At 44.4% G+C, this 24,116-nt stretch carries 22 protein-coding genes and 1 pseudogene; 18 read left to right on the forward strand and 5 right to left on the reverse strand.

Annotated elements, in window-relative coordinates; genetic code table 11:
- Positions 1-232 precede the first annotated feature (232 nt).
- Positions 233-1,960, reverse strand: coding sequence for a GMC family oxidoreductase N-terminal domain-containing protein (locus tag FGT79_RS01005; protein ID WP_138750933.1), 1,728 nt, complete (start codon positions 1,958-1,960; stop codon positions 233-235).
- Positions 1,953-2,612, reverse strand: coding sequence for a hypothetical protein (locus FGT79_RS01010; RefSeq protein WP_138750934.1), 660 nt, complete (start codon positions 2,610-2,612; stop codon positions 1,953-1,955). The genes FGT79_RS01005 and FGT79_RS01010 overlap by 8 nt, the downstream gene beginning before the upstream one ends.
- A gap of 174 nt (positions 2,613-2,786) precedes the next feature.
- Between FGT79_RS01010 and FGT79_RS01015 the strand changes: the two genes are divergently transcribed.
- The 3 genes from FGT79_RS01015 to FGT79_RS01025 are packed head-to-tail and all read left to right on the forward strand — an operon-like array spanning position 2,787 to position 4,637.
- Positions 2,787-3,290 (forward strand): DinB family protein, encoded by a 504-nt coding sequence (locus tag FGT79_RS01015; protein WP_342778450.1) that lies wholly within the window; start codon positions 2,787-2,789, stop codon positions 3,288-3,290.
- 50 nt (positions 3,291-3,340) lie between these two features.
- Positions 3,341-4,342, forward strand: a complete 1,002-nt coding sequence (locus FGT79_RS01020) for a helix-turn-helix transcriptional regulator (RefSeq protein WP_138750935.1) — start codon at positions 3,341-3,343, stop codon at positions 4,340-4,342.
- Positions 4,335-4,637 (forward strand): putative quinol monooxygenase, encoded by a 303-nt coding sequence (locus tag FGT79_RS01025; RefSeq protein ID WP_138750936.1) that lies wholly within the window; start codon positions 4,335-4,337, stop codon positions 4,635-4,637. Before FGT79_RS01020 ends, FGT79_RS01025 begins: the two co-directional genes overlap by 8 nt.
- A gap of 70 nt (positions 4,638-4,707) precedes the next feature.
- Here FGT79_RS01025 and FGT79_RS01030 read toward each other — a convergent pair whose 3' ends face one another.
- Entirely contained in the window at positions 4,708-5,691 is a 984-nt protein-coding gene (locus FGT79_RS01030; protein ID WP_138750937.1) for an HD-GYP domain-containing protein, read from the reverse strand.
- A gap of 188 nt (positions 5,692-5,879) precedes the next feature.
- On the opposite strand from FGT79_RS01030, the gene FGT79_RS01035 reads away from it, so the two are divergent.
- The 3 genes from FGT79_RS01035 to FGT79_RS01045 all read left to right on the forward strand — a co-directional run bounded on the left by FGT79_RS01035 (position 5,880) and on the right by FGT79_RS01045 (position 9,215).
- Positions 5,880-6,467 carry a TetR/AcrR family transcriptional regulator gene (locus FGT79_RS01035; protein ID WP_138750938.1) on the forward strand — a complete coding sequence of 196 codons (588 nt, stop codon included), beginning with the start codon at positions 5,880-5,882 and terminating at the stop codon, positions 6,465-6,467.
- 83 nt (positions 6,468-6,550) lie between these two features.
- On the forward strand, positions 6,551-7,549 hold the full coding sequence (locus tag FGT79_RS01040) for a DMT family transporter (RefSeq protein WP_246096075.1): 999 nt from the start codon (positions 6,551-6,553) through the stop codon (positions 7,547-7,549).
- 196 nt (positions 7,550-7,745) lie between these two features.
- Positions 7,746-9,215: a protein adenylyltransferase SelO gene (locus FGT79_RS01045; protein WP_138750939.1), complete on the forward strand. Its 1,470-nt coding sequence runs from the start codon at positions 7,746-7,748 to the stop codon at positions 9,213-9,215.
- A gap of 66 nt (positions 9,216-9,281) precedes the next feature.
- Here the strand turns inward: FGT79_RS01045 and FGT79_RS01050 are convergent, their stop codons facing one another.
- Both FGT79_RS01050 and FGT79_RS01055 read right to left on the reverse strand, forming a co-directional pair.
- On the reverse strand, positions 9,282-9,893 hold the full coding sequence (locus FGT79_RS01050; RefSeq protein WP_138750940.1) for a class I SAM-dependent methyltransferase: 612 nt from the start codon (positions 9,891-9,893) through the stop codon (positions 9,282-9,284).
- 98 nt (positions 9,894-9,991) lie between these two features.
- Complete coding sequence (locus tag FGT79_RS01055; RefSeq protein WP_138750941.1) at positions 9,992-10,873, reverse strand: LysR family transcriptional regulator; 882 nt, start codon at positions 10,871-10,873, stop codon at positions 9,992-9,994.
- Positions 10,874-11,019: 146 nt separating this feature from the next.
- Here FGT79_RS01055 and zwf point away from each other — a divergent pair, with 146 nt between their 5' ends.
- The 12 genes and pseudogenes from zwf (at position 11,020) to FGT79_RS01115 (ending at position 24,107) form a co-directional block, all read left to right on the forward strand.
- Positions 11,020-12,549, forward strand: coding sequence for a glucose-6-phosphate dehydrogenase (gene zwf, locus FGT79_RS01060; RefSeq protein ID WP_138750942.1), 1,530 nt, complete (start codon positions 11,020-11,022; stop codon positions 12,547-12,549).
- Positions 12,533-14,521, forward strand: a complete 1,989-nt coding sequence (tkt, locus tag FGT79_RS01065) for a transketolase (protein ID WP_138752878.1) — start codon at positions 12,533-12,535, stop codon at positions 14,519-14,521. The genes zwf and tkt overlap by 17 nt, the downstream gene beginning before the upstream one ends.
- A 33-nt stretch (positions 14,522-14,554) precedes the next feature.
- Positions 14,555-15,223 (forward strand): fructose-6-phosphate aldolase, encoded by a 669-nt coding sequence (fsa, locus tag FGT79_RS01070; protein ID WP_138750943.1) that lies wholly within the window; start codon positions 14,555-14,557, stop codon positions 15,221-15,223.
- Positions 15,224-15,260: 37 nt separating this feature from the next.
- Complete coding sequence (locus FGT79_RS01075; RefSeq protein ID WP_138750944.1) at positions 15,261-16,610, forward strand: glucose-6-phosphate isomerase; 1,350 nt, start codon at positions 15,261-15,263, stop codon at positions 16,608-16,610.
- Positions 16,611-16,655: 45 nt separating this feature from the next.
- Entirely contained in the window at positions 16,656-18,068 is a 1,413-nt protein-coding gene (gene gndA, locus FGT79_RS01080) for an NADP-dependent phosphogluconate dehydrogenase (RefSeq protein WP_138750945.1), read from the forward strand.
- Between the two features lie 362 nt (positions 18,069-18,430).
- Entirely contained in the window at positions 18,431-19,570 is a 1,140-nt protein-coding gene (locus tag FGT79_RS01085; RefSeq protein WP_138750946.1) for a YhgE/Pip domain-containing protein, read from the forward strand.
- A 338-nt stretch (positions 19,571-19,908) separates the two neighbouring features.
- Positions 19,909-20,625 carry an aminomethyltransferase family protein gene (locus FGT79_RS01090; protein ID WP_138750947.1) on the forward strand — a complete coding sequence of 239 codons (717 nt, stop codon included), beginning with the start codon at positions 19,909-19,911 and terminating at the stop codon, positions 20,623-20,625.
- A gap of 104 nt (positions 20,626-20,729) precedes the next feature.
- Entirely contained in the window at positions 20,730-21,047 is a 318-nt protein-coding gene (locus tag FGT79_RS01095; protein WP_171056033.1) for a hypothetical protein, read from the forward strand.
- 44 nt (positions 21,048-21,091) lie between these two features.
- Positions 21,092-21,991, forward strand: a pseudogene (gene purU / locus FGT79_RS01100) (formyltetrahydrofolate deformylase).
- A gap of 133 nt (positions 21,992-22,124) precedes the next feature.
- A complete protein-coding gene (locus tag FGT79_RS01105; protein WP_138750949.1) occupies positions 22,125-22,592 on the forward strand; it encodes a nucleoside deaminase in 468 nt (155 codons plus the stop codon).
- Between the two features lie 238 nt (positions 22,593-22,830).
- The gene (locus FGT79_RS01110) at positions 22,831-23,415 is read left to right on the forward strand and encodes an NAD(P)H-dependent oxidoreductase (protein WP_138750950.1); all 585 of its coding nucleotides are present in this window, start codon (positions 22,831-22,833) and stop codon (positions 23,413-23,415) included.
- Positions 23,416-23,870: 455 nt separating this feature from the next.
- Positions 23,871-24,107 (forward strand): phosphopantetheine-binding protein, encoded by a 237-nt coding sequence (locus tag FGT79_RS01115; RefSeq protein WP_138750951.1) that lies wholly within the window; start codon positions 23,871-23,873, stop codon positions 24,105-24,107.
- Positions 24,108-24,116 lie beyond the last annotated feature (9 nt).

The raw sequence follows: 24,116 nt of genomic DNA on the forward strand, positions 1-24,116 counted from the left end.
GGGGTTCCTCCTGAATATTTGTTTGTTAATTTACCCTGTCATTTACCTTATTATTCAAAGACATATACACAAACGGGAAGGGCAGCCATCATAGGCTGCCCTTCCCGTATGTACATTCACGCTTTCGAGCATGCTGGATAATAAGGTGATATGGGAATGGAGGAGTGAGTTTGAAGTCTTTTGGCAAGATCATCGCATTTTTATTCATTGTTGCTTTATCCGGTGCAGTCCTTTATTTGTCTGTTTCAATGGAGTGACCGAAGTATTTGTGAGCCAGTTTATCAGCGGTTCGCGTAGCTAATGCCTGCGTAGTAAGCGTTGGATTAGGCCCGCCAATACCGTTGAAATGCACACTGTTGTCTGCAATATACAATCGCTTCACTTGGTAGGCCTCACAGTTGGAATCTACGACATGCCCCATGCGCATCGTACTTTCTATATGAAGCAGGAACCCTGTCGGCAAGTCCGATCGGATTATTTTTTTGGCTCCTGCATGCTGCAGCGTCTCGCAAGCATAGCGAGCGAGTTTATCACGTCTCTGCAAGGTTTTGGCACTGGGTGAATAATGAATGACAGGGATCGGCCCGTTCTCATCTTTCAGCAGGGGATCGACTTCTACTCGGTTGCTGTAGCGAACTTCATCGTCTGTCAGGAGAAGCATCGTCATCGTTTGACTATAGTGCTTCATTAACTCTTTCAATTCTGGGCCAACGACTCTGCCGCGCATGTTCCAAGGCTCACCCGGCTCGGGCGGACGAAGGGCATTATAGCCAGCTTCACTGAAGCCATAGGTTAAGAAGGACATCAAGCCGGGACTAAGGCAAGAAACTTGAAAGATACCAATACCCGGAATATCAACTCGAGCCCCGGATGTGTGGCCGGCATAAGGGAATACGGAAGTAGTTCCCAGTATGCTTAACAAATCTTTTTCGTCGAAAACACCGCCAACCCAGTCGAAATAATGATTGGTCAAGCCTCTGCCAACCCACGCATTGTAGGGCAGTCCAGCATTCAGCCAAAGCCTGGGCGACTCGATGCAGCCAGCAGCCATCACGATTGTTTTCGCTTTAAGCTCACCGACTTCTCCTGTCCAAGTATCCCGGAATTGAACACCGCAGGCTCTCAAGCCTTCCTTTGGGTCCTGTTCAGTGAGAATGTTAATGGTGAAAGAATTCGGTCGAATCGAAACATTCCCCGTCTTCAGGGCAAGTGGGATATAGCTGACTAGCGTACCGCGCTTCGCAATTCTGTCAACCGAAGGGCCGGAGGTGCAGCCATTGACGCAATGTCCCTGCAAGGTACAGCCTTCCATATGGTTTAACTGTTCCATTGAATAGTTAGGATCCATCAAATGCTTGTTCGGAGGAAGAATGGCGTTGGGATTTGGGCGATAACCAGGTGTTACTACGTTTAGGGTTGGATTAAGCGTCCAGCCTGCTTTTTTGGCACCATAATAAAAGAGTTCTTCCTTAGGTGTGATAGGAGAGAATTGGACAGGTAAGGTAGCTTCAACCTTCTCATAGTAAGGGATCAACTCTCTGTAGCTGATTGGCCATATATGGTCTACAGCACTGGGAAAAGCACGCGGAGATTGCGCCCAATAATGCTGCGTTGTCCCGCCTACGCCTGATGCCTGCCAAATATCACCTTGCTGCGGCATCTTCCGGTGCCATGGATCTCGCCTGCGGTCGGCAGGTCCGAACCGTATAGCACCTGATACGACATCATTCATATTGTTCTCATATAAATTGTACGTTTTTTTATATAGTCCAATGTCCAAATCATGATAGCTGGAGCTCCATTCACCGCCGCGCTCGCTATTCGGATTCTGCCATTGTTTGTTTCCGTAGAATGGGCCTGCTTCCAGAACGAGCACCTTCAACCCTTTCTCTCCAAGTTCTTTGGCGGCAACTGCACCGCCTCCCCCTGAACCGATGACAATGACATCTGCATCATACAATGGTTGACACCCCCTTATCGCGTACAATCGTTAATAAAAAACCACGAAGAGCTCGGTAGCCTAATGAAACGCCGGGATAACCACTTTGTTCCCAGCCAATCGGGAAAGACTGCAAGACTCGCTCGGTTGGGGTGCAAAGCCGTGTCGACCCGTACGCGGACCATTCTGAATAAGTACCAAATAGCGTTGCTCTATTGAGATAGTCGATTATAAATTTCACGTTTCCGCCATTGTTCTGGTAGGGAGGAGGAAGCGTGCCGAGGTCGACTCTGAGCTGTTCCAGCATCGCTAGCACACGAATGCGATCCAGCGGCGCAAGTGCTGAGAAAGGGCTGATTACCCAATGCGAGCAGTTGATTGGCTGTATGAGTTGACTTGCAGCTGCGAACTGGACAGCGCCTACATTAAGTAATCTAGCAGTGGAGGCAGCGAGTGGGAAGTTAGTCAGATGTATGCCGAAAAAGAGCGCTAAGGTATGGTCTAGTTCCCACGCTAAATAGTAGTGAACACCTAGATCGGCTGCACCTAATGTTTGCAGTTCCCCGAATCCAGCTAGTTCCGGCGTATGTGGAACTATAGCTTCCACAAGCGCTCGAAACGTTACAAGTGTCTGATTATCAGCTGGCAGCTGGCAGTTTTCTGCTTCTTGCATGTGGCATGCACCTCTTTGTTAAACCAATTTGAAGTACCTGTGAATTTCGCATTATTGTGAATCTATTCCGCGATATTGCCTATTATTCGGCAAGTGTGGAAATGACTGACCGTTTCTGTCAGTGATGGTGGCGTATACTCATGTAAGGAAGAAAGAAGATATGGAGGCATGGGAATGGAAATGACAATGACAATTGAGACATTTGCGGCAGAGTGGATGAAAGAGGCTGAATTAACCGAACGGGTATTAATTGCGCTGACCGACGAGTCATTGCAGCAGCAAATCGATGCTGAGCGGCGTACATTAGGAGATTTAGCTTGGCATCTGGTGACATCGATACATTTCATGCGTGGTTTGGGACTTGATTTCGATCATATAGACGATCGGTCAGAATTAACCAATTCAGCAATAGGGATTGCAGAGGAGTACCGCCGCCTTAATCAAGCGTTCCTACAAGCAGTAAGGCAGCAGTGGACGGATGAAAGCCTACATGTGTTTCACGCGATTGCAGGAGAGGAATGGCGAAATGACGAATCTTTAAGGTATTCCCTCATGCATCAAGCTCATCATCGAGGTCAAATGACGGTGTTGATGAGGCAAGCAGGATTGAAGACTCCTCCGTTATACGGCCCGACTTATGAGACGTGGATTGAACAGGGAAAAGTACCTTTGAAATAAAAGTCAGATGTGATTGATTTCGGGCGCTTATGAGAAAGTAGGTTTGGTTGATGACGAAAGCAGACAATATGCTCTCGATTCTATGGCTGCTTCGTTCTGGCAAGCGGATAACCGCCCAGCAGCTGGCTGATGATCTAGAAATTCATGTAAGAACGGTCTATCGTTGTATCGATTCGTTATGTGCGAGCGGTGTGCCGATCGTTGCGGATTCAGGACCGAATGGCGGCTATAGTATACTCAGTCATTTCGCCGATTCTCCGCTCGTTTTTGATGCAGAAGAACAGAAGGGACTCATCCACGCATCGATATTTGCGAGAGAAGCAGGGTATCCATACTCTCATGCATTGGCAAGAGCGATGGACAAGCTGAAGCGTTACGCAAATGAGAAGCAGCTTGATCAATTAGAACGGCATAGCGGCGGTTTATCGGTCATCTATCCGCCCACAGACGGTTCATATCAAGGATATTTACAGATGCTTGAAGAGGCTGCTGGGCAAAGCCGGACGCTCGAAATGGTATATGATAGCGGCAAAGGCGAGCAGTCACCTTCTAGATTGTTTGACTCTTATGGTATCGTCTATTGGAAGGGGAGTTGGTATACGGTCGGGTATTGCGGTTATCGTGGTGAGACGAGGAATTTTCGCGTCGATCGTATTCAGAGCTTGACGCAGACGGATAGACGATTTGAGCGTCCGCTGACATTCTCTGCTAAGGAGCATCTGCTCCGAAATCTGCTTCCTGATCCTGAAGGACCTACGGAGTTTGAGATGGTTACGATTAAGGGGAAGGAGCAGGTGCTTGATGAGCTTTGCAAGCATTGGCTGTTCGGTCATGCACTCATGGAACGCGCACCTGGTTCGGCTGTATTTCGGCTCAAGCAATCGACGCTGCTGACGTATGTTCCTTATTTTCTGATGCCATATAGTACGGGTTTGCAAGTGGATTCGGAATTGCTAATTCGACAAATGATAAAGGCGAGTTCTCGTATGCTTGCTCACTATGAAGCGATGTTAACGGATCTTAAAGGGGAAGGGGAGAAACACGATGAGTAAATACGCCATGTTCGGTAAATTGACAGCACACGAAGGAAAGCGGGATGAGCTTGCGAATAAGATGCTGGCATCTAATGAGACGTTGAACAGCATGGAGGGCTGCATTTATTACATTCTGCATGAAGCGGAGGATGATCCTGACGTCCTTTGGATTACAGAACTGTGGGTGAGTAAAGAGGCGCATGCTGCTTCGTTGAAGAATGAAAAAGTGCGTGCACTCATTGGGAGTTGTCAGCATTTGATCGCAGGCGGAGATGCGGTGAAGGTTCGACCGATCGGTGGAAAGGGGTTTTAGTGTTAACAAGTGAATTTTTCCATTACAGCTAAAGAGTTAGCGATCAGACTAAAAACGAGCTCAAAACCCCTTAAGAAAAGGCGTTTGAGCTCGTTTTGGCAACGGGGCTGTATTTGGGAAGCAGCTTTTCTCCTTCACGATTCCAAATAGACATGAAAGCTTTCACTACTTCAGGATCGAATTGCGTTCCAGCATTTTTCTGAATTTCTTCTATAGCAAAATCAATATTTAATTCGCCTCGGTAAACTCGTTTGGAAGTCATCGCATCGAAGGTGTCCGCTACTGCCATAATTCTGGCTGCGACTGGAATTCTTTTTTCGGCTATACCGCTAGGGTACCCGCGCCCATCGAATCGTTCATGATGGTGAAGAATCATATCGAGTATGCCTGCACGTTTGAGATGTGAAATATGACTGAGCATATCGTAGCCGGTAATGGGATGCTCTTTAATAATGCTAAACTCTTCTTCCGTCAATCGTGACGGTTTTCCCAATATATGTTCAGGTACTCCGATTTTTCCAATGTCATGCAGGATTCCGCCTATAAATATCCTCTCGCATGCCATTTTTGATAGATTCATTTCCTCCGCGATCTTCTTGGAGTAATAGGCTACATGATCAGAGTGGTCGGCCGTATAATGATCCCTGGAATCTAGTGCTTTTGCTAGAGTGAAGGTAAGCTGCAAGGTGTTCTTCTTCTGTTTGATGTAAGACAAGATCATGAACGAAATGGAGGAAGCGGTTAGGAAATAAGAAATAAATAATGTAATAATTCGAATCGATAGAATATCATGAACTTGAAAAACTTCGGTTTGCTCCAAAGATATTTTGGAATAGACCATGATGGCAACTAACAAGCTGCGTATCCATGTTTCCTTCCAAAAAGCGAGTCCAAGCATAAGGGAAAGCATCAAATACGCAATTTGAAACAGTGGGAAGTTGTCGATATAGATATCTGTCACAATAACAGCTAGAAATGCCAATAACACGATGGAACCGTTTAATAATCGATTATTAATGATGCTTTCGGCGTAATTGCCCAGGTGTTTTTTCATGTGTTCGAATACTCCTACAATATAAATGATTTATTTACTAAATTATGTATCTATTTTAATTCATATCGTATCACAGCGTTGGGTGTGGAACAAGCGAATTCCACGCTTTCCTTGACTGTTATTTTAAGTTGTACTATTATAATGTCAGTTAGTACTGACATACAGTGTACGGAAACAGGTGGTGGATTATGGAATTGGGTCATGCGAGCAGCGGTGACAGATTATTGTTAGCAGCTATTAATCTGATCTCAGAGAGAGGTTACAATGGAGTAACGACACAAGAGATTGCGACAGCTGCCGGCTTAAGTGAGAAAACGTTGTTTAGGCATTTCGGGAGTAAACAGAGACTGCTTGAAGCAGCCTTTGATCGCTTTCATTACGCTGAGGAGATGCGAAAGCTATTCGATGAGAAGCTGGTGTGGGAGCTGGAGGAAGATTTGCTCACAGTTTGCCGGACATATCATAAGATCATGAATCGCAATCGGAAAATGATTCAAATTAGCATTAAGGACGAAGGGCAGCTGCCTGGCTTTCGTGAGCGTACGCATCAGCACCCGCTTCAGCTATTGGAAATATTGACGAACTATTTCGAAGAGATGAGCAAGAGAGGCAAGATGATTGGTACGAATCCAAAGCTGCACGCATTTACGTTCATGATGGCGCATTTTGGAGCGTTTCTTAATGATTTGGAAACGGGGAATTACTATCCAGAGATCTCACTGGAGCCGTTTATGCAAGAGAGTGTGAAGTTGTTCGCTAGGGCCCTGACTCCCTAGTTTTTTTATAATTGCAATGTCAGTAAGCACTGACAGTCAGATGAATTGAACTTATTTACTATAATCCTTTGGAGATGATTAAGATGCCTATAGAAGAGAACGAGCAAACGAAAGCGATAGAGATGAAAGAGAAGAAAGTGAAGCAGGGCATAAGACTTGCTTATTTTCTTGCGGTAATCAATGCCATTGTAATCGGCGTGTCGTTTTTAGTTGCAAAAAAATCATTGGACTACGCCAATCCATTTGATACGCTGATGTTTCGGTTTTCTGCTGCATTTTTAATCATTCTGATTCCGGTATCCTTAAGGTTAGTCAAAGTGAATTATCGAGGCAAGCCAATATACAAATTGCTGCTGCTTGCGAGCATGTATCCCATCGCCTTCTTTATGTTCCAAACGACTGGGCTTGAGCATGCAACTTCGGGTGAAGGCGGAATAATAAATGCGATTACGCCAGTTATAACGATGCTGTTTGCAGCTGTTTTTCTGAAAGAAGCAACGACTTTAATACAGAAATGCTTTACTCTTGTATCCGTAGCTGGTGTTGCATTTATTTTTCTGATGAAAGGAAGCAGCTTTGATGTTTCTGAGTTAACAGGAGTTGTACTTCTACTAGCATCAAGCATGGTTTTTGCTGGATATAGCGTGATGGTCCGTTCCATCTCGAAGCAGTTTAGTACGTCGGAAATCAGTTTTTTCATGGTAGGAGCTGGATTCGTGATAACTTTGCTCATTTCAATCGTCACACATGCGGCTGTGGGGACACTGAACAGTCTCGCAGAACCACTTACGAACCTTAGCTTTGTCATTCTTATGATTAGTCTTGGTGTGATTCAGCTATGTACGGCATTAATGGGTAATTATGTGCTTTCCCGAATCGAATCATCAAAAGCTGTTGTCTTCATTAATCTGTCGACGGTCGTTTCTATTGTTGGGGGAACCTTCGTATTGGGAGAAGACCTGCATGGGTATCATATTGTGGGCTCCTTGCTCATTATTGCAGGGGTAATCGGTGCAAATGTACTTGGCAGGAGACGATTCTCTCAGAAGAAAGATGCTTATAACCATGCAGAAGCTTTGTGAAGAATAGAATGGTGTATCTAAAAATGAGACGACTATCCAAGAAAAGGGTATAATAAGAAGAAACGCCTGACGGCGTCTTATCTATAGACGCCATCGTTTCTGCGAAACGTATAGAGAAAGTATGAGTAAACTCATATACTTTCCTATACGTTAAAGAAGCAGCAATATTAATCTTTTATCGAGAAAAGGAGGCCCTATGACAGAGCAGAAAGCAAACATTAATGCAGGTTGGAATTTCGACAACAGCTATTCGCTGCTGCCAGAAACCTTGTTTACGCGAATGTCCCCACCTCCTGTAAGCTCACCTAAGATCATCGTGTTAAACGACCGTTTGGCTGCTTCATTAGGGCTGAATGCTGAGGAGCTTAGAAGCACTGAAGGCGCTGCGATGCTAGCTGGGAACTTGATCCCAGAGGGTGCCGCGCCGCTTGCTCAAGCGTATGCTGGACATCAATTCGGACATTTGAACCGTCTCGGAGATGGACGTGCATTATTGCTTGGCGAACAAATAACACCACAAGGTGAACGTGTTGATATTCAGTATAAGGGCTCAGGCAGGACGCCATATTCCAGATCAGGCGATGGCCGCGCTGCGCTTGGTCCTATGCTTCGAGAGTATATAATGAGCGAGGCAATGGAGGCACTAGGCATTCCGACGACGCGCAGCTTAGCTGTCGTGACAACAGGGGAGTCCATCTTCCGTGAAACACAGCTGACAGGTGCCATTCTAACCCGAGTGGCAGCCAGTCACATCCGTGTTGGAACCTTCCAATTCGCAGCGAATTGGGGAACAAAGGAAGAGCTGAGACTGCTTGCGGATTATACGCTGCAAAGACATTATCCAGAGGCATTGAGTCACACTAATCGCTATCTCGTACTGCTTCAGGAAGTTATTAAGCGGCAAGCTGCGCTCATTGCAAAATGGCAGCTCGTTGGTTTTATTCATGGTGTCATGAACACAGATAATATGGTACTTAGCGGTGAAACGATTGATTATGGTCCATGTGCTTTTCTGGATGAATATGATCCGGCAACCGTATTTAGCTCCATTGATGTGAATGGGCGCTACGCTTATGGGAATCAACCACAAATTGGCGGATGGAATCTTACAAGATTTGCAGAAGCGCTGCTGCCGCTGCTGCATGAGGATGGGGAAGAAGCCGTTCAATTGGCAGAAGAAACATTAGAGGAATTTGTCGTATTATTCAAGAGCCATTGGCTGGCGGGAATGAGGGCGAAACTGGGCATCTTTAACGAGGAAGCAGAGGATGAGAGTCTTGCTAATGACTTGCTTCAACTAATGAAAGAGCATCAAGCGGATTATACGAATAGTTTCCGTGCACTAACATTAAATAACCTGGATGGGATAGCATTATTTGGTACCGATCAATATCTAGTGTGGCAAGAGAGGTGGCATGCGAGGCTGGATCGGCAGCAGCAGTCTTTAGATGATTCCAAACAGCTAATGCGCAGCAGCAATCCTGCTATTATTCCTCGCAACCACCGCGTAGAAGAAGCGCTGCAAGCGGCAGTGGTAAATGACGATTATGCGGTCATGCATAAGCTTCTTGACGCGTTGGCGAACCCGTTTGCTTACACAGTCGAACAAGAGATATACGCTGTCGTGCCTGATAAGACGCCGTATCAAACCTACTGCGGTACCTAATGCTTTCACCAAAAAACCACCCATGGGTGGTTTTTTGGTGTGAAAGGAAGCTCCTCGCTATTTTCTTCAGAACTTCTGCAAGATGATAAAGCTGGCAGACGATAATTCCTTATGCTTCTGCTCGATCGTCTGCACGATGCGATAGGCTTGGTATGCCTCCAGATGCTGCAAAATATCACGGTCGCGAATCGTCGGCACAATACTCGGCTCGTCAGAACCGGTAATACGTGTATAGAGCAAGACATACTTGGCATTACAGGAGAAAATATCGTCTAACGTTTTGCGGAAGTCATATGGGTCTGTAATATGATAAAGAACGTCCAGACACACAACTAGATCGGAAGTAAAGAAGGCTTTATTCATAAAATGCCTCGGGTTGTAGGTTAGAAAGCTTTTGGTGTGATCCGTTTCAAATCGTTGTGCACACAGGTCTATAGATGAACTGGCAACGTCCAGCCCTAAATATTGTTTGTAATGCATTAGGGAAAGCTGATTCCCATCCCCGCAGCCGAATTCGATGACGCTTTGAATGCTGTTATCCTTCATAAATGTATTAATGACCTCTGCTTTGAAATCCGCTAGCACGCCGTATGAACCGCTGCCTGAGGTGCCGCCTTGCGCATAGTTATTTTCCCAATAGGCCTTGTAATCGAAAGGCGTTGTTACATGTTCAGACATTTGGTCGCCTGCCTTCTCTGCTGTTTTCTTTCCTCGTCAACTCCCATTATATGTAGGCTGAACGAAGCCGAGAACCAGAGATAAAGAGGCAGATAAGCCTATTTTATAAGCTCTATAAACCGTTTTGCCGCGCTGGATAGAGGCATATTCCGCATAATCATCAAACCTACTTGCGAAGGCGGCAGCTTCACATCCAATTGAATCTCAAAGAGCGATCCTTCTTCAAGCTCCTTGGAGACGAATTCCCTAGTCACATAAGAAATGCCAAGTCCCTTTCGTGCAAATTCAATGAGTAGACCTACACTGCCTACCTCGATCTCAGGTTTCAACTCATAGCCATAGTCCTGGAATAATTCTGTAATGGCCATTCGTGCCCGGCTATTCCGGGAGAATAGAATAACCGGGTGCTGGAGCAGCCTGTCCAGTGAAATGACCTCATTCTTAAGATCCGCATAATGGGCTCCTGCGACAAAACAATCCTGAAGTTGAATCCCTTGCCTTACTTCAAGCTGGGGATCTACAATTGGCATGCGGACGACACCAAGATCAATCCGACCTTCTTTCAGGAATGAAATAATTTCGGGAGTCGTGCCATGAATTAATTGGAGCTTAATGCCGGGATAGTTGCGGTGGAAGGTTTCTATATAGGGAAGCAAGTAATGTTTAAACAAGGAATCGCTTCCGCCGATTCTAAGCTCTCCGCTGTCCAGGTTTTTGAGTGCGCCTAGCTTCTCTTCAGCAAGCGAAATCAAGATTTGTGACTGTTCAATATAGGAGTAGAGAATGGTTCCCTCTTGCGTTAAGGAGACTCCTTTGGAGTTTCTATAAAATAAAGTAATACCAAAGCTGTCCTCCAGCTGCTTGATAGCGTGACTGACGCTAGGCTGTGTAATATATAGTGCTTTTGCGGCTTGCGTTAAGCTTCCGGTCTTCGCAGACCAATAAAATACTTTGTATAATTCATAATTGTTCATAGACATGGTCTATAGCTCCTGTGAAATATATTAATTACTTGTATGGCTGTATTTCGTATTATAGTGGAACTAAGAAAAAGAAGCCAGAGCATTCTGACAAATTGAAATGCTCACGGTGCAAGCATAGGGACATACTGGAGGGAGATAGGAAGATGGAGGCAACCACGTTTGTTTTGTTTGGAGCGACAGGGGATTTGGCTAAAAGGAAAATATACCCTGCTCTTTATAATTTGTTTATTGATCAAAAACTGCCGCAATCATTTTCCGTTATTGGGCTCGGTAGAAGAGAAGTAACGGATGAAGCATTCCGATCAAGTGTTGAACATTCACTTCGAACTTTCTCTAGACGTGAAATAAATAATGAAGAACAATTGAACAGCTTCTTAAGCGGATTCCAATACAGCGTACTGGATGTTGGACATAAAGAGGATTACAAGAAACTGCTGGACATTATTGAACAGCGTGAGAACGCATTGAACCTTGCACCTAATCGGATGTTCTATCTATCCGTTGGTCCTGAATTTTTCGAAACGATTGCAACCAACATTAAAGAAAGTGGACTTGGGACAACTAATGGTTGGAAACGCCTGATGATCGAGAAGCCTTTCGGCCATGATCTGCAATCTGCTCGTGACTTGAATGAGCATTTGAGCAAGACGTTTGAAGAGAATGAAGTTTTCCGTATTGATCATTATCTGGGTAAGCCGATGGTGCAGAAGCTTGAAGTGCTGCAGCAATCGAACCCGGTGCTCCAAGCCTTATGGTCGAATCGGTACATTGCCAATGTTCAAATCACAGCGAATGAAACGGTTGGCGTTGAAGAACGGGCAGGCTATTATGACAAAGTAGGCGCTGTGAGAGATATGTTCCAAAATCATATGCTGCAGTTGCTCATGATGCTGGCGATCCATCTGCCGAAGAACAGTACATCCGAGGACGTTCGTTTCAAGAAGAAACTGGTTATGGAATCACTTGAGCCGCTTGAGAAAGAAAATGTAGCAGCTCACGTTGTTCGCGGGCAGTATGAAGCGGGTTCAATTCAAGGGAAGCCGGTTGTCGGCTACACTTCAGAGCCAAGTATCTCAGAATCATCATTGAATGATACCTTTATCGCCGCTAGATTGCAGATTGACGATGTGTTTTGGAGAGATGTACCTTTCTATATACGTACCGGCAAAAGACTCAAAGAGAAATCAACTCGGATCGTAATCGAGTTCAAAGAACCTTTGAAGCAGCAAACAAAAGTGAATGATGATACGAGAATTCCTAATTTGCTCGTATTTGAAATAAGCCCGAATGAGGGCATAACCTTGCAATTGAATACGCGTGATCCACAGCAAAAAGGTGAGTTTAAGCCGATCAATATTGATTTCCATTCGATTCGGAGCGATGTGCCCGAAGCTTATGAGAACCTTATTCATGATGCATTGCACGGCGACCCAACCTTCTTCGCACATTGGGATGAAGTGGAGCTGTCATGGAAGTGGGTTCAACCAATTCTGAACGCTTTCCTAGAAAATTCGGTTCCGCTGCACCATTATTCCGCTGGCTCATACGGGCCTGCAGAGTCTGATGCGCTGCTCGCAAGAGACGGCTATCACTGGTGGTTTGATACGAAGACCGAGCAACAACAAAATACAGATGTAAGAGGAGAAGAATATGCCTATCACACAAACCATTGATCAACTCTCGATCGATACGATTCGCACACTATCAATCGACGCCATTAACGCTGCCAACTCCGGACATCCAGGGCTTCCAATGGGAGCAGCTCCGATGGCATACGCACTTTGGTCCAAATTGCTGAACCACAATCCTGGTCATGCCAAATGGTTCAACCGCGATCGTTTCGTGCTTTCGGCAGGTCACGGTTCCGCATTGCTTTATAGTCTCCTACATTTGTCGGGTTATAACGTAACGATTGATGATTTGAAACAATTCCGTAAGCTTAACAGCAAAACACCAGGACATCCTGAATTCGGTCACACAGATGGCGTTGAAGCAACCACGGGTCCACTTGGTCAGGGACTAGCGATGGCAGTGGGAATGGCAATGGCAGAAGCACATCTTGCTTCGAAATTCAACCAAGAAGGCTATCCCGTAGTTGACCATTACACGTATGCATTAGTCGGTGACGGCTGCTTGATGGAAGGTGTTTCTTATGAGGCTATGTCCATGGCAGGACATATGAAGCTTGGTAAATTAGTCGTATTATACGATTCAAACGATATTTCATTAGATGGAGAGCTCAGCCTTTCCTTTGGAGAAAATATTCAAAAAAGAACAGAATCAGCACAATGGGAATATATTCGTGTTGAAGACGGCAACGACGTTTCGCAAATTACGAAAGCGATTGAAGCTGCCAAACAAAATGACAGCAAACCGACGCTGATCGAAATTAGAACGGTTATTGGCTACGGAAGTCCTAAAGTGGCCGGAACGAACAAGGCGCATGGGAATCCGCTTGGCGTGGAAGAAGCGAAGGCAACGAAAGCGGCATATGGCTGGGAGCATGAGGAAGATTTCACAGTTCCAAGTGATGTTAAGGCGCATTTCGAGCAATTGAAGCAAGAAGGTGAATCGAAAGAGCAGGCATGGAACAGCTTAGTTGCTGCTTATAAATCGAGCCATCCTTCGCTCGGTGAAGAGCTGGAGAAAGTTATTGATGGTGCTGTGAAATTTGAAGCAGCAGACATTCTAACCTTCGACACTTCGAAGTCGATCTCAACCCGTGTTGCAAGCGGTCAAGCGATCAATCATTATATTAAAACAGTTCCTTCAATCTTCGGAGGCAGTGCAGACTTGTCGCACTCCACAATGACGGATATTAACGGCGAGCAAACCTTCGCTGTAGATTCTTATTCGGGTCGTAATATATACTTCGGCGTCCGTGAGCATGCTATGGGTGCAGCGGGCAATGGACTCGCTCTGCATGGCGGTGTTAAACCATTCGTCAGCACGTTCTTCGTATTTAGTGATTACTTGCGGCCTTCGATTCGTCTGGCAGCACTGCAGAAATTGCCAATTATTTATGTATTTACACATGATTCGATTGCGGTTGGGGAAGATGGCCCGACTCATGAGCCTGTTGAGCATCTTGCAGCGCTCCGTACGATTCCAGGTCTTGCCGTTATCCGTCCATCGGATGCGAATGAGACAGCAAGCGCATGGGCTTATGCTTTGCAGCAGCAGGAAGGACCAGTAGCACTTGTGCTAAGCCGTCAGAACCTTCCGATCTATGAAGCTACGAAGGGTAACGTTGACGATGTCGCAAAAGGCGCATATGTCTTGGCAGAAACGAACAATGAGCCGGATGTCATTCTAATCGCGACGGGATCTGAAGTTTCACTAGCTGTGAATGCGAAAGCGGAGCTGGAGAAAGACAATCTTTCTGTTCGGGTTGTTGCGATGCCAAGCAGAGAGCTATTCGATCGTCAATCCGAAGCGTATAAGCAGTCTGTGCTGCCGGAATCGGTTACGAAGCGTGTATCGCTTGAAGCGGGTATTTCATTAGGCTGGGAACGTTACACAGGTCCAAAAGGTAAAATCTTGTCCATCGATACATTCGGTGCATCAGGTCCAGGCAATGAAGTATTGGATTACTTCGGATTTTCGGTAAGCAATGTAGTTCGGTTGACGAAAGAGCTATTTTAAAAAAATAAAACTAACCTATTGGAGGTAATAAATATGAAATTTTTTATCGATACAGCTAACCTTGTAGATATTAAGAAAGCTTACAAAATCGGTGTCTTGTCCGGTGTTACGACGAACCCGTCGCTAGTTGCAAAAGAAGGCGTGAAATTCGAAGATCGTATTGAAGAAATTTTGCGCGAGGTTCCTGAGGTAGAATCCGTATCTGCTGAAGTAACACCTGATGCGATTACGGCGGAAGAAATGATCGCACAAGCGAATGAGCTAATTAAAATTAACAACAATGATCCAAACATCACGATTAAACTGCCAATGACGCTTGCAGGTCTAGAAGCTTGCCGTTATCTGACTAAAAAAGGCGTGAAAACGAATGTCACGCTTATTTTCACAGTGAACCAAGCACTCTTGGCTGCTCGTGCCGGCGCAACCTATGTATCGCCGTTTCTTGGCCGCTTGGATGATATTTCGGAGGATGGCGTACAACTGATCGTGAAAGTTGCTGAGTTGTTCCGTACGCATAAATTGGATGCTCAAATCATTGCGGCATCTGTTCGTCACCCAGATCATGTTACCCGTGTAGCGTTGGCTGGCGCGCATATTGCAACCATTCCATTCAGCGTAATTGAGCAAATTTCCAAACATCCGCTTACGGATCAAGGGATGGAGAAATTTGCAGCAGATTGGAAAAAAACGACTGAGCTGTAAGCGCAGGCTAACTATACATTCAAAGGAGTCGCTCTAGATGGCTATTACATTTGATTACTCCAATGCTTTATCATTTGTCCAGCAGCATGAAATCGATTATTTCGGCTATTTCGTGAATGTGGCTCACCGTAAGCTTCATGAAAAGGAAGGACCCGGCTCCGATTACTTGGGTTGGGTCAACCTTCCGCTAGAATATGATCAAGAGGAATTTGCGAGAATTAAACACGCCGCTCAGCGTATTCGCAGCCACTCCGATGCGTTAATTGTAATTGGAATCGGCGGTTCTTACCTTGGGGCTAGATCTGCAATTGAAGCATTATCCCATACGTTTCATAACCAGATGGAAGGTAAAACGCAGATCTATTTTGCCGGCCACAATATTAGCTCCACATACATTACGCATTTGCTTGAAATGCTCGAGGGGAAAAATATTTCCATTAATGTCATTTCGAAGTCGGGAACGACGACGGAACCAGCTATTGCATTCCGTATATTGCGTGATTATATGGAAAAGAAATATGGGAAACGGGGAGCGAGGCGTCGTATATTTGCGACCACCGACCAATCCAAGGGAGCTTTGAAGAAGCTTGCAGACGAAGAAGGCTACGAAACTTTCGTTATACCCGATGATGTTGGCGGACGATATTCCGTATTGACTGCTGTCGGTCTGCTGCCGATTGCAGCAGCTGGACTTGATATTGACCAGATGATGGCGGGAGCTGCGGCTGCAGCACAGAAATATAACAATCCTGATCTTGCAACTAACGAGAGCTATCAATATGCTGCAGTACGCAATGCCTTGTATCGCAAAGGGAAAACAATCGAGCTGCTGGCTAACTTTGAACCCTCCTTGCATTTTGTTGCTGAGTGGTGGAAGCAGCTATTTGGTGAAAGCGAGGGCAAAGATCAGAAGGGTCTTTATCCAGCGTCTGTCGACTTTACAACTGATTTGCATTCCATGGGTCAATATGTCCAAGAAGGACGACGTGATCTCATCGAGACTGTGCTTGCTGTGAGCAAGCCGAGAATTGAGCTGACGATCGAAGCAGACGAAGGCAATCTGGATGGATTAAACTTTGTTGCGGGCATGACGATGGATGAAGTGAATAAGCAAGCTGCTATAGGAACACGCCTTGCACACGTTGACGGAGGGGTTCCGAATCTGGTAGTTGAATTAGATGAGCTTACGGAATACACATATGGAGAAATGGTGTATTTCTTCGAGAAAGCATGCGGTATCAGCGGTTTGCTGCTTGGCGTTAACCCGTTCGACCAACCAGGCGTAGAAGCATACAAAACGAATATGTTTGCGCTGCTCGGTAAGCCAGGCTTTGAATTACAGAAGGCAGAGCTTCTGCAGCGTTTAGCGGTTGTTAAATCTGAATAATGATGGATAGAGAGATGTTTACAAATAGCAGGGAGGAAATCTACGATGTCTAAACAACAAATTGGTGTAATCGGATTAGCGGTAATGGGTAAAAACCTAGCCTTGAATATGGAAAGCAAAGGGTTCTCAGTAGCCTTGTATAATCGTTCGCCTGAGAAAACGAATGAACTGCTGGCAGAAGCAGAAGGTAAGAATGTATTGGGTACGTTCAGTCTAGAGCAATTCGTACAATCTTTGGAGACGCCTCGTAAAATATTAATTATGGTAAAAGCAGGGCAAGCGACGGATGACACGATCGACCAGCTGGTTCCGTATTTGGAAAAAGGAGATATTCTCATTGACGGCGGCAACGCTTATTTCCCTGATACGCAAAGAAGAAATCAAGATCTTGAAGCCAAAGGGTTCCGCTTCATTGGAGCTGGTGTTTCAGGCGGTGAAGAGGGTGCGCTTAAAGGGCCTGCCATTATGCCAGGTGGGCAGCAGGATGCCTATGAGCTTGTAGAGCCGATCCTCACTGCAATTTCTGCAAAGGTTAACGGCGATGCTTGTTCGACGTATATCGGCGAAGGCGGAGCTGGGCACTATGTCAAAATGGTGCATAACGGTATTGAATACGGCGATATGCAGCTGATTGGCGAAGCTTATCAATTGTTGAAAGATGTCCTTCACCTCAGCACAAGTGAGCTTCACGACATCTTCACGGAATGGAACAACGGCGAGCTGGACAGCTACTTAATTGAAATTACAGCTGACATTTTCGCAAAAACAGATCCAGAAACAGGAAAACCGATGGTCGATGTTATTCTGGATTCAGCGGGTCAAAAAGGAACAGGCAAATGGACAAGCCAGAGCTCTTTGGATCTCGGCGTGCCATTGTCCATCATCACGGAATCCGTATTTGCACGTTTCCTTTCCGCAATGAAAGAAGAGCGGGTTGCTGCAAGCAAGCTTCTAAGCGGTCCTTCGACTTCAAGCTATGATGGAGATCCTAAGGCGTTTATTGAAGCGGTTCGCAAAGCGTTGTATACGAGTAAGATCGCTTCATATGCGCAAGGTTTTGCGCAGATGAGAGCAGCTTCCGATGAGTATAACTGGAACTTGAATTACGGCAGCATCTCAATGATCTTCCGCGGCGGCTGTATCATCCGTGCAGGATTTCTGCAGAACATCAAGGATGCCTATGATAAAAATCCAGAACTCAAAAATCTGTTCTTAGACGATTACTTCAAAGGAATCGTGGAGAACTATCAAGATGCATGGCGTAGTGTAATCGCAACAGCAGTTACTAGAGGGATTCCAGTTCCAGCATTCTCTTCTGCACTTGCGTATTATGACAGCTACCGATCAGAGCGTCTGCCAGCTAACTTGCTGCAAGCGCAAAGAGATTATTTCGGGGCGCATACATTCGAGCGTTTGGATAAAAAGGGCAGCTTCCACTTCCAATGGATGGGAAATTAATAAAGGAAATGACGTGACCAACCTTCGGGTTGGTCTTTTTTTCATGCTTATTTGTAGTCTGAATTCCTAAGCAAGCTAAGTCTCTAGAAACATAAAATGAACGCACGTAATAGACCTGATCGATAGCATTTCATTATGTGAAATAAGTTATCTATTATATGAAAAAAATAAATCACTTGAAGTCAATTTATGTTTGTGCAGGGTATTGACAGGGGGATGTTATTATTCAATTGTTCTTTTCTTTTTCATTCAGCAGTGGATGTCGAGACCCGGGAAACTCCGTCTACCCAATGAGTGAGAGTGAAAACGATCAACGATTTATCGGTTTACAGAATTGTACGAAGAAGGGATTTGACCTAGTTATGAAAAACGCATTAATTACTTTTTTGAAAAAACCGACCACGAAGGCGGGTATTATTACAGCTATCATGTTTCAAATTATCTTTTCCTTGATCTGGATGACTGGTTATGATGGGGCTATGAGCGCTGACAGAATGAAAAACCTCAAAGTAGGGATTGTCTCGCTGGACACGCAGATGGGATCTGCAGTCGCTGAGAATCTGCAGGAATCACTACCTGTTCAAACCCTATTAATCGCGGACGAAGCGACTGCGAAAACTCAGTTGAATGAACGCAAGCTGCAAATGGTGATTACGATTCCGTCAGATTTTTCAGAATTAGTGATGAATCCGGATAAGATAGCGAGACTCCATTACGACATTAACGAATCTAACGCAGCAACAGTGAAGAGTATTATGGGAACTATTGTGGGCAACGTGACGAGCTCAGTCAATAAACAAGCCATTGCGTTAGGCGCAAAGAACCTGCTGGGAGGAAATGATCTGACGGAACAGCAAGTGGCAAGTGCTGCTGATTCATTGTCAGAGAGAATTACTTCGGATATCTCCTATTCAAACCCTGTGAACGGCATGAATAACCAAATGCTGCCGATGATGATGGTTTTGGCGGGATACATTGGAGCGATGCTATTAAGTTTGAATCTCCAACAGTCATCGATGATGATAGGCGGCCAGTTAAGCAAATGGGAGCAATTCGCAGCACGAGGCATCATTAATATCGTTTCATCCATCGTTGTATCGTTGGTGGGAACGTCACTTCTCGTCGCACTAGGCGGACAGATGGAACAAGGTTTTATTGCGGTATGGGGTTTTCAAGCCTTGTTTATTTTGACCTTTATGTTCGTATCCCAGCTATTCCTAATGTTATTCGGTAACGCGGGAATGCTATTAAATATTATGACGCTGTCATCTCAGCTTGTTACTTCTGGAGCCACATTACCTCGCGAACTGTTATCCGATTTTTATCATGGTCTAGGTTCTATACTGCCAGCAACCTACGCCGTGGAGGGCAGCATGAACCTATTATATGGTGGGCCTGGAGTTGGTCATTCATCCTTGGCACTGTTGTTCATAATGATCGTAACTCTCGCGGCTGGCGCGCTTGCGGTCCTGCTGCGTAAAGTCCCCGAGCGAGAACAGTAAGTAAAGGCATCATAAGTACGACAATGGTTAGGTTCCACTGCCTAAAGCATACCTTAGCAACCATTTCGATTTAAATAAAATAAAGAGGTGTATGAATCGTGGGAAATGTAACTCCTAACGGTCTAGAACATAACAGTGAGAAACTGATGCTTTCCAATTATGAGTCTTATGATCCCCAAGTTGACTTTTATATTAATAGCAAGGCGATGTCATTTGGGAAGGCACTCCCCATTGCTTATACGAACTGAAGAGACGAATCCCTGTCAGCGAAGGAGACTTGTTATCTGCATACTGGTCTGAACCCAGCGAGTGCTTACCGCGTCACAGGACCTGATGCCATGAAGTTCTTTGCTGACACTTGTGTCAACAGCTTAGCCAAATTTCCCATCGGTACTCTAAAACACGCAATCATGTGCAATGATGCAGGCTTAATTATGACACATGGCGTGTTGCTCCGAGTAGGCGAAGAGGAGTTTATCACGTATTTCTTAGCACCGTATGCTGCCTATAAATTAGAAACAGGAAATTATGATGCTCAGGGTCAATTTATTGTTGATGAGTTTGTTTTTCAGCTTGCTGGACCAAAATCTCTTGAAATATTAGAATCTGCGACTGGAGAATGCCTGCATGATTTGAAATTTGGACGTCACCGGATAAGTCATATAGCAGGTCATGAGATTCGGGTAACCCGGATGGGCATGGCAGGCACACTCGCTTACGAAATTCACGGTAAAAACCAATATGTAAGCACCATTTACGATGCTATCATGACATCAGGAGAGCCTTACGTCATTCGAAAACTTGGTCTTACTGCCTATAAGATGAACCATACAGAAGGTGGCTTTCCGCAGTCCTTTGTACATTTTCCATGTCCATGGGGAGAAGAACAAGGTTTCATGAAATATCTTGGCAAGACGCAGAAGGAACAACGCCCATCAACATTGTTAAAGGGTAGCTTGGGTACGGATGTAAAGCTACGCTACCGTAATCCAGTTGATTTGGTTGGGAAAAGACGATTAAATTTGACCATAACTTTATTGGACATGAGGCACTAGAGAGAGAAGTAGCAAATCCACGTCGTAAAATGGTTACTCTTGTCTGGAATGCAGATGATATCCTGGATGTATATGCCTCTCAATATCAGCCTGGCGATCCATATATGGAGATGGAGCCCGTTCATTTATCACAAGAGAATGGACGATCTGTATTATACGCTGACCAAGTCTTGAAGGATGGTAAGCTTATTGGAGTAAGTTCAGGGCGAATGTATAGTAATTATTATCGACAAATGATTTCTCTTTGTTCCATTGATTCCGAATTCAGTGCAATTGACGGTGAAGTTCATATTATCTGGGGAAATCCCGGAACACGCCAAAAAGTGATTCGGGCTAAGGTATCACGTTTTCCATTCTTAAATGAAAAACGTAATGAACATGTGGATGTAAACACAATTCCTTGCGGGGCACTTATGAAATAAGTTTTGTGCTTTTCATTGTATGATTAAATTTTCAGGAGGCATTAATGAAAATTAGAACCAATTTAAGCGGTTCGGTAGCAGAACAAATTCAAGACCGTGCGAGATTACTAATCTCTTGCCCGGATCAAACGGGTATTGTTGCCGCCGTGTCGCAATTTTTATTTGAGCAAGGAGCCGATATTGTACATTCGGATCAGTACACGATGGACCCGACTAGTGGAATATTTTTCATGCGAATTGAATTTGACTTACATGAATTACCAGAACGTTTGACTTCGCTCCAGTCGGATTTTGCAACATTGGCGGAACAGTTTGCAATGAAATGGTTATTATCTCCGTCAAGCCGTAAGAAACGATTAGCCATTTTTGTATCAAAAGAGGATCATTGTCTTATCGAGTTGCTGTGACAGTGGCGTGCGGGAGATCTTGATGCCGACATCGCGCTCATCGTCAGCAACCATCCAGATATGAAATCGATTGCTGATTCTTTTGGGATTCCTTATCGTTACGTTCCCATAACACCTAATACCAAGGCGGAAGCAGAATTAATACACAAGGAAGCAGTGGAAGCAGCTGAGGTTGATGTCATTATTTTGGCTCGTTTTATGCAAATCATATCGCCACAATTTATTCAGCATTACCGCAATCGCATCATCAATATTCACCATTCATTTCTTCCTGCCTTTGTTGGTGGCAAACCTTATGCACAGGCACATCACCGTGGTGTAAAGCTCATTGGTGCAACCGCACATTATGTAACAGAAGAGCTCGATGGTGGTCCGATTATAGAACAGGATATACAACGAGTTACTCACCGTCACCATGTTGAAGATCTTAAACGAATTGGTCGCCAAATTGAACGAGTTGTTCTTGCTCGCGCGGTCGTCTGGCATGTGGAGGATCGGGTTATCGTGCATAACAATAAGACCGTTGTGTTTATTTAAATGTAAAATATGGACTTTTTTCCTAATATCGCTGGAAATTATCAACTCATCAATAATCTTAATAGAAGAGAGAAAAACCAAAGTATGTTAACATCAGATTATTCCTATTTCAAAGAAGAAGAGGAGAAATAATATGAACCAAGATGAGTTTTTTATGAAAGAAGCAATCAGGCTGTCTGAACTTGCGGTAAAGAATGGTAATGAACCTTTTGGAGCCGTATTAGTTAAAGACGGCGAAATGGTATATTCAAATGAAAATCAAATTTATTCGGCAACTGATCCAACATTTCATGCAGAAGCGGGGCTGCTCCGGAGATTTTGTGAAGCAACACAAATTACAGATTTACGTGAGTACACGTTATATTCGAGCTGCGAGCCTTGTTTTATGTGCAGCGGCGCAATAGTGTGGACAAAAGTTGGGCGTTTGGTTTATAGTGCGAGCGATATAGATTTATGTAATCTTCTCGATGATAAAGGAAGTAATAGCAGTCGAATTGTATTTGAGAATTCTCCCCATAAACCGGATGTTACAGCTGGTATACTACGGGAGGAAAGTTTGCGTGTATTAGCCAGTTATTTTCCCCATAACAGTAAGGGCTGAAAATTGTTTCTGGAGAGTTGTGAAGCACCTGCCCGTATCCTACATAATCTCGAACATAAGTCAGTTCTTTAATGCGTGTTCAAAAGGACAAGCATTCTAATATTTTTTCAGTTGCCAAGTAGCGTGTATAGTTGACTAACTATATTGTAACTGTTATAGTTACATTTAGAAAAAGGAAATGATGTGTATAATAATCAGAGCCATTTCCAACTTTAAGTACATTCTAGGAGGATAACAGATGAATCACTTAATCGTATTCGCACACCCGCACAAAGGAAGCTTTAACCATGCTATCTTGAACGCAGCAGTAGAAGCTCTTCAAGCTAACAGCCATGAGGTTAATGTTCGTGATCTTAATGAGCTTGGCTTCAACCCTGTTCTCTCAACAGAAGATACAGCTGCTATGCGTGAAGGCAATGTGCCGGCAGATATTAAGACAGAGCAGGAGTTTCTTATCAATGCAGACGTTGTAACGTTTATTTATCCCATTTGGTGGACTGGCCTTCCAGCTATCTTGAAAGGTTATGTGGATCGGGTATTCTCATACGGCTTTGCTTATCAATATAATGCAGAAGGCGGAATCGACAAGCTGCTTTCCGGCAAAAAGGGCTTGATCGTTAATACCTACGGCTCGCCTTTCGAGTATTACGAAAGCATTGGTATGAACAATTCCTTGAAGCAAACATCTGGTGATGGTATTTTCGGGTTTACCGGAATTGAAGTCGTAGATCAATTGCTATTCGGCGGTGTGACATCTCCGGATGCAGATGCTGAGCGCCAAAGCATCCTCGAGCAAGTGAAACAAACATTCACAGCATTGTAAGATAGAACTCTACCTATTGTAAGGTGATCATGCAGCTACTAGAGCTGTGTGATCACCTTTTTTGTTAACTAAATGTTTAACGAGGAATTGATAATCAATGAAAAGTGAGGAGGCAGGCATCGTACTGTTAAGTTGATTATTAGTGGAAATATCAAAAATAGCTAATTTTCACTATAAAACATCACTAAATGTGGGGGTACTTTTTCTATATTCGATATGATATTTTTGATTCATTCCTTACAGCTTCATCAACCCTCAGCTTTTCCACTAACTGTTTTATCATCCATTCACCTAGTGCACCACTCACCTAATGCTAGTAACATTACGTTTCCTAAGTTGCCTTCCAAGTTTTTATTTGTTTACGTGCATTTCTTTACAAGCAGACCATCTGTTGTTGACAGACTCTTTAATGTAAGTGCTTACATTAACCATTTGTAATTGAAGGAGAGCTCGGAATGACGAACAAAATGATCGAAATGATTAGCGAGATTAAAAACGATTCATCCTTATTGGACACACTGAATGGTCAGTCCAATATTATCGAGGAATCAGGCATGGATTCATTGCAGCTCATAAATTTCATTCTGAAAGTTGAGGATGAATTTGAGGTGGAGATTGATTTTGATGATTTCGATCTGTCACATCTAAGCTCGATTGATACGTTTCTTCACTTTATTAACCAAAGAAAGTGAGGGATTAAG

Source organism: Paenibacillus sinopodophylli, from assembly GCF_005930355.1.
Taxonomy (GTDB): domain Bacteria; phylum Bacillota; class Bacilli; order Paenibacillales; family Paenibacillaceae; genus Pristimantibacillus; species Pristimantibacillus sinopodophylli.

Excerpts from the sequence above, each read along its gene's own strand:
- FGT79_RS01085 (WP_138750946.1), top strand. The coding sequence starts at position 18,431 with ATGAAAAACGCATTAATTACTTTTTTGAAAAAACCGACCACGAAGGCG.
- FGT79_RS01075 (WP_138750944.1), top strand. The coding sequence starts at position 15,261 with ATGGCTATTACATTTGATTACTCCAATGCTTTATCATTTGTCCAGCAG.
- FGT79_RS01015 (WP_342778450.1), top strand. The coding sequence starts at position 2,787 with ATGGAAATGACAATGACAATTGAGACATTTGCGGCAGAGTGGATGAAA.
- FGT79_RS01010 (WP_138750934.1), bottom strand. The coding sequence starts at position 2,612 with ATGCAAGAAGCAGAAAACTGCCAGCTGCCAGCTGATAATCAGACACTT.
- FGT79_RS01040 (WP_246096075.1), top strand. The coding sequence starts at position 6,551 with ATGCCTATAGAAGAGAACGAGCAAACGAAAGCGATAGAGATGAAAGAG.
- FGT79_RS01030 (WP_138750937.1), bottom strand. The coding sequence starts at position 5,691 with ATGAAAAAACACCTGGGCAATTACGCCGAAAGCATCATTAATAATCGA.
- zwf (WP_138750942.1), top strand. The coding sequence starts at position 11,020 with ATGGAGGCAACCACGTTTGTTTTGTTTGGAGCGACAGGGGATTTGGCT.
- fsa (WP_138750943.1), top strand. The coding sequence starts at position 14,555 with ATGAAATTTTTTATCGATACAGCTAACCTTGTAGATATTAAGAAAGCT.
- FGT79_RS01110 (WP_138750950.1), top strand. The coding sequence starts at position 22,831 with ATGAATCACTTAATCGTATTCGCACACCCGCACAAAGGAAGCTTTAAC.
- FGT79_RS01050 (WP_138750940.1), bottom strand. The coding sequence starts at position 9,893 with ATGTCTGAACATGTAACAACGCCTTTCGATTACAAGGCCTATTGGGAA.
- FGT79_RS01055 (WP_138750941.1), bottom strand. The coding sequence starts at position 10,873 with ATGTCTATGAACAATTATGAATTATACAAAGTATTTTATTGGTCTGCG.
- FGT79_RS01020 (WP_138750935.1), top strand. The coding sequence starts at position 3,341 with ATGACGAAAGCAGACAATATGCTCTCGATTCTATGGCTGCTTCGTTCT.
- FGT79_RS01095 (WP_171056033.1), top strand. The coding sequence starts at position 20,730 with ATGGAGATGGAGCCCGTTCATTTATCACAAGAGAATGGACGATCTGTA.
- FGT79_RS01045 (WP_138750939.1), top strand. The coding sequence starts at position 7,746 with ATGACAGAGCAGAAAGCAAACATTAATGCAGGTTGGAATTTCGACAAC.
- FGT79_RS01025 (WP_138750936.1), top strand. The coding sequence starts at position 4,335 with ATGAGTAAATACGCCATGTTCGGTAAATTGACAGCACACGAAGGAAAG.
- FGT79_RS01090 (WP_138750947.1), top strand. The coding sequence starts at position 19,909 with ATGAAGTTCTTTGCTGACACTTGTGTCAACAGCTTAGCCAAATTTCCC.
- FGT79_RS01105 (WP_138750949.1), top strand. The coding sequence starts at position 22,125 with ATGAACCAAGATGAGTTTTTTATGAAAGAAGCAATCAGGCTGTCTGAA.
- FGT79_RS01035 (WP_138750938.1), top strand. The coding sequence starts at position 5,880 with ATGGAATTGGGTCATGCGAGCAGCGGTGACAGATTATTGTTAGCAGCT.
- FGT79_RS01115 (WP_138750951.1), top strand. The coding sequence starts at position 23,871 with ATGACGAACAAAATGATCGAAATGATTAGCGAGATTAAAAACGATTCA.
- gndA (WP_138750945.1), top strand. The coding sequence starts at position 16,656 with ATGTCTAAACAACAAATTGGTGTAATCGGATTAGCGGTAATGGGTAAA.